Genomic DNA, 8,055 nt, shown 5'->3' on the forward strand with positions numbered 1-8,055 from the left:
TGAGGTAAGTTGTTTAAAAAACCACAAGCATAGCTTGTGGTTTTTTATTATTTGTTTGCAACTTTTTAAATAAGTTTTTTAAAAAGTTGTTTTTTTTGAATGAGCAAGTTTGTTTCTTTTTAGAAACGAGATAAGACTTTCTGGTTTGCAGTTTTTGCTTCTTATGCTGTTTTTCTTCCTTTAGTGTATTTTTATTAAATTCTCTTGAAATCACCGCTTTGGGGTGGAATTTTTATTTCTATCTATATTTTTACGCGTTTTTATAAATAATACAATTTTAAATTGTGATATTTTGGGATTCTGGCTTTACATAAAACATAGGGTGGATATATAAAATACAAAACGTATTTTAAATTATCACGCGTAACCAAAGTTATTAAACAGAACGCGTGTTTTTTGTTTTTAGAGAAGGGGAAGAAAGTTTGTAGAAAATTATGTTTAAAAATCATCTCTCTTTATATCATTTTACAACGGTTATTTTTTTCTTTGTATACAATACTGATGCAGGTGAGATTTCTTCTGAGAAGAAGCCATATTCATGTAACGAAAGTGCCTCATTTTATCGCTGTAATGATGGTAAAACGCATGAAATTACCAAGAAAACTTATCAACTTACGGGTGAAAGTTCTGATGCTGCCATAGAGGCATCAGGGAAAAATACAGTCATTGAGGGAGAGGCTATAATCATTAACGGTGTTTCGAATGCACATGGACATTCAGAAACAAACGCTTGGACAACAGCTGTAAAGTCCTCAAATGGGGGAGGCGTTGCTCTATTTGATTCCATGTTAAATAACGTGTCGATAGGGGCCGATATTAATGATGAGGGAGCTTTTGAAATGCAGGATGGGGTGATTAAAGCAACCAGAATGGGGATCAGTGTTGGGGGTAAAGGGTCGTTTGTTTCTTTGACCAAGACAGAGATTAAGACATCTTCTGATGCGATAGGTCTTTTGAGTCATAATGGTGCAAAAATTTATATGAAAGGAGGAAAAATTGATTTTGCTGATGGTATTGGTGTTCAAACAGGAGGAGATGGAGAAATTAATTTAGAGGGCGTTTCTATTACTGGGAGGGGGAAACAGGGAACAAATACAGATAATCATCGTGAAGGTTCTGCTTTTAGTATGCTTCAGGGGAAAGGCTCTCTTAATTTCCAGAAGGGAAACGTTAATGTCGACAATGTTCATGGCATTGTAGTGCAGGGGAATAACCATAATGCTGCTCATATAAAATATTCCAATGTTTTTGTGAGAGGGAATGGATTTAATGGTATGCACTTTTTTTGGGAAGCTGTCTTAAATGATAAAAAAACAATTATACCTGGAAAAGGGACTGTCCATGTGACAAAGACAACTTTTATGGCTCCAGAAAGTACGGCTATTTATAGTCGCGAATTCGAAAGTTCTGTTAAACTCTCACAACATTCAAAAATTTCTGGAGATTCACTCCTGAAAGCTGTTGAGCGTTCTAATGTAAAGATTGAGGCTGATGCTTCTACCCTTGTAGGAGGCGCACATGTTGATGAAAGTTCTACAGCTAAGATAGATTTAAAAAATGGTTCAAAGTGGATTTTATCGCGACCAAAATATGACAAATTGCAAAATTCTGATGCTTCTGGTTCTAGGTTAAAAGATTATTCTTCTATTTCATCGGTTAATCTTACGGATAGTTCTCTTGTTTTTGAAGAATTAAAATCTAAAAAAACAAATGGTTATCAGACACTTCTCATTGGAAAAGGATTTGGGACTGTCTATAAAGCGCACGGTGATGTGAATCTTTATCTTAATGCATATTTGGATAAAGGCGGAGCTCTGCAAGAGCAAAAAACTGACCGGCTTTTAATCAATGGTGATCTTGAAGGAAAAACAACAGTTCATGTTTATAAGATTCCTGGAAGTCCAGGGGCATTGACGGGAGAGGGCGGTAATAATCAGGGGATTTCCATTATTCAGGTTTATGGAAAAGCCATGGAAGATTCTTTTCAGTTAAAGGGGGGGTATGTCACACTTGAAGCCTCCCCCTATCAGTATCATCTTAAGAGTTATGGTCCAGGCTCTGCTTTAGGGGCGGCAGATTCCAATCAAAGAGTGCTTAAAAACTCTGGAACATTTTGGGATTTCCGACTTGAAAGTCAATTTGTTGATTCCACTAAAGTTTTTCCTGTTCTTGATTTGGTTGTCCCCCCTTCTTCTGATGATATTCCTTCTTTTCCTAAAATTCATCCTAATATTACTGGAGGTGAGGATGGTTCTATTGATTCTAACTCTCAGCAAAAGTCTCAGGAGCCAAGTCTTTCTTCTCCTGTAGATTCTCCTGATAGGGATTCCCATCTTACGACCACACCTAATGTATCTGATGTTTTTGTACTTGAGATCCCCAATCCTCTTTCCTCTCTTGCACCTGTTGTTCCCGCTATTGCTGAATCTAATCCAGTTTCTCCACCTGCATCTGGTTCACCTGTTCCGCCGCATGTTTCACCCACTCCTTCTGTTGTTTCCCCAGTTGCATCTGGTTCACTTGTTCCGTCATCTGTTTCATCCACTCCTTCTGTTGTTTCCCCAGTTGCATCTGGTTCACTTGTTCCGCCGCATGTTTCACCCACTCCTTCTGTTGTTTCCCCAGTTGCATCTGGTTCACTTGTTCCGTCATCTGTTTCATCCACTCCTTCTGTTGTTTCCCCAGTTGCATCTGGTTCACTTGTTCCGCCGCATGTTTCACCCACTCCTTCTGTTGTTTCCCCAGTTGCATCTGGTTCTTCTGTTCCGTCATCTGTTTCATCCATTCCTTCTGTTGTTTCCCCAGTTGCATCTGGTTCTTCTGTTCCGCCATCTGTTTCACCCACTCCTTTTGTTGTTACTCCACCTGCGTCTGGTTCTTCTGTTCCGGCATCTGTTTTTGAGCCTTCTTCTCATTTTGAGCCAAATGTGAGAGTCGTTGTTCCACAGGTTTTGACTTATATTCTTGTGCCAAATACCTTATTTTATGCTGGATTGATGGATATCAGTAATCAAAGCAAGCAGTTGCAAGCGCTGCGAACTGTTCCTGGTCGGTTGTTGAAAAATGATGAAAATCCCGCTTTGTTTTTGCGCGGTTACGGTGGACATCATCATTATACTTCAAATTTGTCTGCATTTAAATATGGTGATTATGGCGGTGAGCTTGATTATAATGCACTAGAGGCAGGTATTTTACTCAAGAAAATCGAAAGTGCATACAGTACGACATCTTTTGGGATTATGGGAAATTATGGCAAGCTTTCTTTGCAGCCTCGAAAGGTTAAACAAAGTCAAGAAAGTATATTTGATAAATGGACAATCACAGCATATGGAAGCATGCAGCATGATACGGGTCTCTATATGGATGGTCTCTTCTCTTATGGTTTGTTTAATGGAAATGTTCTCACACTTGAGCGAGGTAAAACGGCTGCATTGAGAGGGAAGCCCCTAAGTGTTTCTTTAATTGCTGGTAAAACGTTTATGATAGGCAGCCGATATTTTATTTTTGAACCACAGGTTCAGTTTGTTTATCAAAATCTCCAGTTTCATAAGACTCGTGATATTGATAATTTTAATATTGATATGCGAAGTCCAGATCATTGGGGGATGCGTATTGGTGGGTATTTAACGAAGACACTTACATTTACTAAAGATAAAGATGCACATGTTCTCTCATTCTATGGTAAGCTTCATTTCATTCGTAGTTTTGATGATAAACAATTTGTATATTTTAAAGATGCTTTCCAGCTTGGTTCCTTTGGGACTTCTTTAGAAGCTGGATTTGGTGTTTTTTCGCAATTATCTCCCAAAATTATTTTTCATAGCGATCTGATTTATCAGCATAAATTTACGAGTGACGGCTTTTCCGGAACGCATTTTTCTGGTGGATTAAGTTATCATTTTTAATTGTATTTTTCTTTAATACACCCTTTGTGAAAGACATAAGCACAAAACATGGTTTTGTTGTGTCGTTTTTCTGATTTTTGACTTTACATATAATACAAAACAAATTATATGTAACGGTGCATAATAAGTAGATGAACTAGGTGTGTCTTTTCAGTTTTTTATGAATAAAATAAAGGAAGTTTAGACTAAATTATGATTAAAGTACTAAAACGCTATATGTGTGTGTTCTCTTACGACCTCTATTTCTTTCTTCGTGCACAATATAGATGTGAGTGCAGAAGATTATAACCCCTCGTGTAATTCTCTTTTTAAGTCGCATTCGTGTGATACAGTTGATGCTTCTCGTACTTTTGGAAGTCGTAATAAGTTATATATGAGTGGATTGGATAGGAGGACTACAGGTGTTATTTTTACAATACGAACTCATAACATAGTTATTAAGCCGCAAAAAAGTAAAGGGGAAAAAGGCTTTCAGGAACTGATGGAATTTTAGAATTAAAGAGATCTGAGAAGATTACATCAGCAGTGGTTGTGTCAAAAGATAATAAAACTTCTTTTAAAAAGAGTTCTATTACAGGAAATGGCGAAAAGAAAAGTGGTAGAAATGCTACGTTATCTCAATCTGTGTTTGGTGTGAAGCAGGGTGGTTCTTTCCTTTGATGAAGGTAAGATTCAGGTTTCTGATGTTCATGGTATAGAGGCAAGTGTCTTGCTCAATGCGATTGAGGATACACATCACACTTTGAGCTCTGGAATAATGAAGAATAATGGAAAAAAACTCTCTACAACTTCAAGATGTTAAAGAAAGCAAAAAAGTACATTTGATAAATGGTCTATTACAGTATATGGCAGCATGCAGCATGATACAGGCTTTTATATAGATGTCCTTTTTTCCTATGGTTTATTTAAAGGGGATGTTCTCACGCAAGCAAGAGGCAAGACAGCAACATTGAAGGAAACACCTTTGAGTGCTTCATTGATTGCGGGCAAGTCATTTATGACAGGGCATAAAGGGGTTATTTTTGATCCGCAGGTTTAGGTTATTTATCAAAATGTGCGGTTTGATAAGGCGTCTGATATTGATGGTTTTGATATTGAGATGGGAAAACTTGATTTATGGGTGATGCGTGTTGGTGGTCTTTAAGAAAGATGCTTGCTGCTTCTGAAGAGGCTCTTGTTGTTTCTTTCAATTGCAAGCTTCAGCTTGCCATTAGTTTTAGAGGAAAACAACGTGTGCGGTTTGGAGATGAATTCCAATAAGCGCTTTTGGCTCTTCTCTAGAAACTGGAATGGGATTGAAGGCTCAGTTGTCTTCAAACTCTTCTTTGCATGGAGATGTAACTTATCAGCATTGCCTTAGAAAAGGTGGTTTTTCAGGGATTATTTTTTCAGGCGGTTTATACTATCGTTTTTAGGTGCCTATGAAATATAGAGTAATTTTTACATAAGTTATAGAGTGTTTTTGAAGTATAAAGTGATTATTTAAGTTTTATACTTGCTATTTTTAGTGTGTTTAACTTAATGTTATGGGGAATGTTTTTTATTTTTAACTAACAGGGGAGAAAGGCAAATTGGGAATAAAGTTATGGTTAATGTATTAAGCGGGTATAGATTTTTATTTATTACAACGGCTATTGTTTCTTTTTTGCCAATCGTGAGTGTTAATGCGAATCCTAATAATTTAGGAACTTCCTGTAATGTATCAGGGAGTTTTTTTACATATAGCGATAGTAAAAAACATACGATAAGTAATAAAAATTATACTCCTTCTGTCTCTTCTCTAGATGATTTTATTGCTGTCTTCTCTATAGAAAAAGAGGGAACTGTTTTAAATTTATTAGAGACAAATATTATCTCGCATAGGCCAAAGCAGTCATTTTTATATAGTGCATCTGTAAAAGATGATGGCAAGCTTGTTCTAACCAATTCAAATATTAAGGATATGTCCGGTTTTCGTGTTCAGAACGGGCAAGTTGTGATGAATAGAGGGAAGATTGAAGGTAGTTTGCAAGCTGTATGTGCAGAAGGAAAAAAAACCGATATTGCTTTAGTGAGCGTAAATATTGATATTGTATCAGATAATTTGAATGCAAAAGGGATTGGATTTGTTAGTAGTTCTGATGCATTCGTTAGGATATCAGGCAGTACTATTACTTTTAATGAGATTGGTGCGTTTTCAACACAATTTGGGGGAAAATATCTTATTGATACAACCAATATTCAGGGCAAAGGTAAGAAACACACGATTGTAGTTGATAATGAAACTATTGATGAATTTCCAAGAGCTTTTGACATATCACAGGGTGGTAATGTTCATTTGCGTGGTGATTCTATTCAGCTGACTGATATGCATGGCTTCTTGATTACGAATTTTGCAGGTTATGCAGATGCTGAAGGTAAATTGATTCAAGAATACGCTTCATCAAATGCGTTTAAAAATACAAGTATTAAGATAGAAAAAAACAATATTTCTGTTCAGGGTGAGGGAGTATACGGTCTGTATTTTTATGGATTAGGTCCAGATGTATGGGGTGATATGTTTAAGGTAGGGAGTGAAAAACTTTCAAAAGTAGAAAAAATTGTTTGGGGTGAAGCATCTTTGCATTTGTCACAGACAACTTTTTCAGTTCCTGATGGTATTGCCATTTATAGTACGGGGGATGATATTTATGGAGCTGAAGCTACCATTGAATTAACAGAAAGGACAAAGATCTCTGGTGATTTATTGTTAAAGGCTCAAAATAATTCTTCTCTATTGGTGAAAGCAAAGAATTCTACCCTTACAGGGGGTATTCGTGTTGAGGATATATCAACTGTTCACTTAGAATTAACAAATGGCTCTGCATGGTATCTCACCAAAAGGAAACATACAGATTTACAGGAATCTCTTCCTGTAGATTCATTACTTTCGTCTATAAGCATTTCTGATAGCACAATTTTTTTTGATAAATTTATATCTCAAGATTATCAAACGCTATATATTGGAAAAGTATATATTGAGAAAGGAAGTAATCTAAATGACATAAATCCAATAAATGGGATACAATATGATAAAGACGCTTATAATGCAAAGGGAAATGTGCAGATTAAGATGAGTGCGTTTGTGAATAATGACGGCTCGTTTAATCCGCAAAAAACTGATCGTATTTTGATCTACGGGAATGTTTTGGGAAGTACACTGCTCATGATGGAGAAATTTTCCAAAACCTTAGAAGGAGAAGCTGGCAATAAAGGGAGTCAAAGTATTTCACTTGTTCAAGTTGCTGGGACAGCAGAGGAAAGTTCTTTTAAGTTAGCCAATAGTTATACTACAGTGAATGGATTTCCTTATCAATATAAACTTCGTGTCTATGGTCCAAGTTCTTCTTCTGGAAATGCAGATCCAAAGAATAGATTGGTTGTTGGAGAAGGGGATTTTTGGGATTTTCGTCTCGAAAGTGTTTACATTGGTCCTGAATTAGATTCTTCTGAAACTGCTTCTAAGCCAACGTCTACAGTTTTACCTCCTCAATCTGAAGAAGAGACGGTTCCTTCTAAACGACCAACAGAGACTATTTCACCTGAACAAACCCCTTCTGTTGAGCCTCCACTTATACCATCTACACCTTCTTTGCCTGAGGGATCTGAACCGTCTGAAACATTTATCCCTACGGATTCGACGCTGACTCCTTCTGCACCAGTTCCGTCTCCCTCTGTACCAACAGTTCCAGAAAATCCTTCTGCTGTGCCTATGCCTGCACCATTTGTTCCAGTTGAGACTTCTACGGATGAGGTTATGCCATCTAAGCCCTCTGTTCCGGTATCTCCTTCATCTCCAGATTCTGTTCCTTCTGCTTCTTCCCCTGTTGAACCAAAGCCTTCTGAGTCCTCTGAGGCTTTAGATCCTTCGTCTAATCTCTCTATACCGCTTGATGTTCCGCCTGAGCTAGGTATTAGAGCTGTTGTTCCTCAATTGCCAACTTATCTCCTTTTACCAAATGCTTTGTTCTATGTTGGTTTGATGGATATGACCACGCAAAATAAGACGTTAGAGACAATGCGGAATGCTTTTCATTCCTTTGGGAAAGATGATAAAAAGACAGCCTTTTTTCTGCGTGCTTATGGGGGGAGCCATCATTATGCTTCCAATTTATCTGCTTTTGAATATGGC

Annotated in this window: 4 protein-coding genes and 1 pseudogene; 4 read left to right on the forward strand and 1 reads right to left on the reverse strand. The window is 37.2% G+C overall.

Going from position 1 to position 8,055, the window contains the following annotated elements:
* Nucleotides 1–13: 13 nt before the first annotated feature.
* Nucleotides 14–214, reverse strand: coding sequence for a hypothetical protein (locus ACFILZ_RS08400; RefSeq protein ID WP_375682362.1), 201 nt, complete (start codon nt 212–214; stop codon nt 14–16).
* Nucleotides 215–434: 220 nt separating this feature from the next.
* Here ACFILZ_RS08400 and ACFILZ_RS08405 point away from each other — a divergent pair, with 220 nt between their 5' ends.
* From ACFILZ_RS08405 to ACFILZ_RS08420, 4 genes and pseudogenes are all read left to right on the forward strand, one after another.
* Nucleotides 435–3,905 (forward strand): autotransporter outer membrane beta-barrel domain-containing protein, encoded by a 3,471-nt coding sequence (locus ACFILZ_RS08405; RefSeq protein ID WP_375610849.1) that lies wholly within the window; start codon nt 435–437, stop codon nt 3,903–3,905.
* 531 nt (nt 3,906–4,436) lie between these two features.
* Nucleotides 4,437–4,565 carry a hypothetical protein gene (locus tag ACFILZ_RS08410; RefSeq protein ID WP_375610851.1) on the forward strand — a complete coding sequence of 43 codons (129 nt, stop codon included), beginning with the start codon at nt 4,437–4,439 and terminating at the stop codon, nt 4,563–4,565.
* Nucleotides 4,566–4,593: 28 nt separating this feature from the next.
* Nucleotides 4,594–5,320, forward strand: a pseudogene (locus ACFILZ_RS08415) (autotransporter outer membrane beta-barrel domain-containing protein); the annotation flags it as partial.
* Nucleotides 5,321–5,490: 170 nt separating this feature from the next.
* On the forward strand, nt 5,491–8,055 hold a 2,565-nt coding region (locus tag ACFILZ_RS08420), incomplete at its 3' end, for an autotransporter outer membrane beta-barrel domain-containing protein (RefSeq protein WP_375610850.1).

Origin of the sequence: Bartonella sp. AP40SXNS (genome assembly GCF_042195825.1) — a bacterium.
GTDB lineage: Bacteria > Pseudomonadota > Alphaproteobacteria > Rhizobiales > Rhizobiaceae > Bartonella.

Excerpts from the sequence above, each read along its gene's own strand:
- ACFILZ_RS08405 (WP_375610849.1), top strand. The coding sequence starts at position 435 with ATGTTTAAAAATCATCTCTCTTTATATCATTTTACAACGGTTATTTTT.